We start from the raw sequence: 2,829 nt of genomic DNA on the forward strand, positions 1-2,829 counted from the left end.
CGCCAGGGTCGTGATCGCCGATCTCGACGTGGCTGCGGCCTCGGAGCTCGCGCGCGAGTCCGGCGCCGGCGTCGCCGGGCTCGACGTCAGCGATGCCACGGCCGTGCAGGCCGTGATGGCGCAAGACGGCCCGTTCGACATTGTCGTCAACAATGCCGGGGTCGATCAGCACGCCTTCTTCACCGACACCAGTGCGGAGGATTGGTCCCGGCTGATCGCAGTCAATCTCACCTCGGTGCTGGCCTGCACCCACGCCGCGCTGCCGGCGATGCAGGCGGCCCGCTTCGGTCGCATCATCAATGTCACCTCGGAAGCAGCGCGGCTGGGCTCCAAGGGCGGCGCGGTCTATTCTGCGGCCAAGGGCGGCGTGATCTCCTTTACCCGGAGCATTGCGCGTGAGAATGCGCGCTACGGCATCACCGCGAACGCGATCGCGCCGGGACCGATTCGGACGCCGATGCTGGAGCAAGCGGTGGCGAAGGGCGGTGACAAGATCCTGCAGGCCATGACCGGTGCGACGCTGCTCGGCCGGCTCGGCGAGCCGGAGGAGGTCGCAGCCGCCGCGCTATTCCTGGCCTCCGATCAGGCGGCCTATATCACCGGCGAGACGCTCGGCGTGTCCGGCGGCATGGGCATCGGGGCCTGAGATGGCGAGCGCCGACGACGATATCGCTGTGACGCCGGTCGATCGGGCCATTGAGCGCTTGCGGGCGATCTATCGCGGCTGGACTCGCGAGACATCAGTGGCGCATATGCGCAGCGATTGGGACCAAGCCTTTGCCGGCTGCTCGGTGCCGGTGAGCTGCCAGCCGGTGTCTGCCGACGGTATCGACGGCGAATGGCTGGTGCCGTCACAAGCGCCGCGCGACAAGGCGATCCTCTATTTTCACGGCGGCGGCTTCCGCATCGGCTCGGTCGCCTCGCATCGCGACCTGGCCGCGCGGATCGCGGATGCATCCGGCTGCGGTGTGCTCTCGATCAATTATCGCCTTGCACCGGAGCATCGCTTCCCCGCGGCACTGGATGATGCGTTGACGGCCTATCGCTATCTGCGCGAACAGGGACTGCGTCCGGCGGACGTCGCCTTCGCCGGGGATTCTGCCGGCGGCAATCTCGTGCTTGGCGCGATGCTGGCGGCGAGGGACCGCCGCTTACCGCTCCCCGCGGCCGGCGCGCTGATGTCACCGTGGACTGATCTTGCCGCAACCGGCGCAAGCTATGAGAGCAGGGCCGAGGTCGATCCGATCCACCAGCGCGCGATGATCCTGGCGCTGGCAAGGAACTATCTCGGCAAAGACGGCGACACCCATGATCCATTGGCCTCGCCGCTCTACGCCGATCTCGCCGGTCTGCCGCCGCTGCTGGTGCAGGTCGGCGACCGCGAGACGGTGCGCGATGACTCAACGGAACTAGCCGCAAGGGCAAAAGCCGTCGGCGTCGATCTCGAACTGGAGGTCTGGGACGGCATGATCCACGTGTTCCAGATGTTTCCCGAGATTCCGCAGGCGCGAGAGGCGATCGCGTCCCTCGCAGCTTTTTTGCGCAACCATCTTCACATCGGCCATGAGAGGGCGCCAGAATGAACGTCATGACCTCGGATCCGCGCCAGCTCTCTGAGACCGCATTCCATTTCCCGGAGCAGCCCAATCTGCCCGAGGAGCTGCGCATGCTGCGCGAGCAGGTGCGCCGCTTCGTCGAGAGGGAAGTGGTGCCGCATGCCGAGGCGTGGGAGCGCGACGGCAAGATCCCGCGCGAGATCTATCGCCGCATGGGCGCGCTCGGTTTCCTCGGCATGCGCCATGCGGCCGAATATGGCGGCACCGACATGGGGCCGCTGGCCTCGATGGTGTTCGCCGAGGAGCTCGGGCGCTCGAGCTTCGGCGGCTTCACCTCGTCGATCCTTGTGCATACCGACATGTCGGCTGTTCACATCAGCCTGCGCGGCACGCCGGAGCAGAAGCAAAAGTACCTGCCGGCGATTATCCGCGGCGAGACGGTGTGTTCGATCGCGGTGACCGAGCCCGACGCCGGCTCCGACGTCGCCGGCCTGAAGACGCGCGCGCGGCGCGATGGTGATGTCTGGGTGATCAACGGCGCCAAGATGTTCATCACCAATGCGGTCTATGGCGACATCCTGATCGTTGCCGCGCGCACCGATCCGCACGCCAAGGGCAGCCGTGGCATCTCGCTGTTCATCGTCGAGCGCAACACGCCGGGCATCACGGCGACCAAGCTCGACAAGCACGGTTGGCTCTGCTCGGACACTGCCGAGCTCGGCTTCCAGGACGTGCGGGTGCCGGCGGAGAACCTGCTCGGCGAGGAGAACAAGGGTTTCTATGGCATCATGGAGACCTTCCAGAACGAGCGCATCTGCATCGGCGGCATCTGCGCCGGCGAATCCGCCAAGGCGATCGAGCTGACGGCGAACTATGTGAAGACGCGGCAGGCGTTCGGCGGCCCGCTCTGGAACCAGCAAGGCGTGCGGCTGAAGCTCGCCCAGCTCGCCGCCAAGGCGGCTGCCGCGCGAGCGCTGGCGTATCAGGCTGCCGAGCTCGCTGCGGCTGGAAAAGAATGTCTCCGCGAAGTATCGATGGTGAAGGCGCTGTCGCCGGAGGTGCTGCACGAGGTCGTGCATGGCTGCCTGCAACTGCACGGCGGCTCAGGCTTCATGCGCGGCACGCCGATCGAGCGCATGGTGCGCGACGCCCGCGTGCTGACAATCGGCGGCGGCGCCACCGAGGTGATGCTGGAAGAGGTTGCCAAGCGGATGTGATGCCTTCTTACCTCGCCCCGCTTGCGGGGAGAGGTCGGATCGCATCGTGAGATGCG

Annotated in this window: 3 protein-coding genes; all 3 read left to right on the forward strand. The window is 66.7% G+C overall.

Annotated elements, in window-relative coordinates; genetic code table 11:
- A partial coding sequence (locus H8A95_RS42380; protein ID WP_229188364.1) for an SDR family NAD(P)-dependent oxidoreductase occupies positions 1–646 on the forward strand: 646 nt, incomplete at its 5' end.
- 1 nt (position 647) lies between these two features.
- Positions 648–1,583, forward strand: coding sequence for an alpha/beta hydrolase (locus H8A95_RS42385; RefSeq protein WP_229188365.1), 936 nt, complete (start codon positions 648–650; stop codon positions 1,581–1,583).
- 5 nt (positions 1,584–1,588) lie between these two features.
- Positions 1,589–2,773, forward strand: a complete 1,185-nt coding sequence (locus H8A95_RS42390) for an acyl-CoA dehydrogenase family protein (protein ID WP_229188366.1) — start codon at positions 1,589–1,591, stop codon at positions 2,771–2,773.
- The last annotated feature ends 56 nt before the right edge of the window (positions 2,774–2,829 follow it).

Origin of the sequence: Bradyrhizobium oropedii (assembly GCF_020889685.1) — a bacterium.
GTDB classification, from domain to species: Bacteria; Pseudomonadota; Alphaproteobacteria; order Rhizobiales; family Xanthobacteraceae; genus Bradyrhizobium; species Bradyrhizobium oropedii.

Excerpts from the sequence above, each read along its gene's own strand:
- H8A95_RS42385 (WP_229188365.1), top strand. The coding sequence starts at position 648 with ATGGCGAGCGCCGACGACGATATCGCTGTGACGCCGGTCGATCGGGCC.
- H8A95_RS42390 (WP_229188366.1), top strand. The coding sequence starts at position 1,589 with ATGACCTCGGATCCGCGCCAGCTCTCTGAGACCGCATTCCATTTCCCG.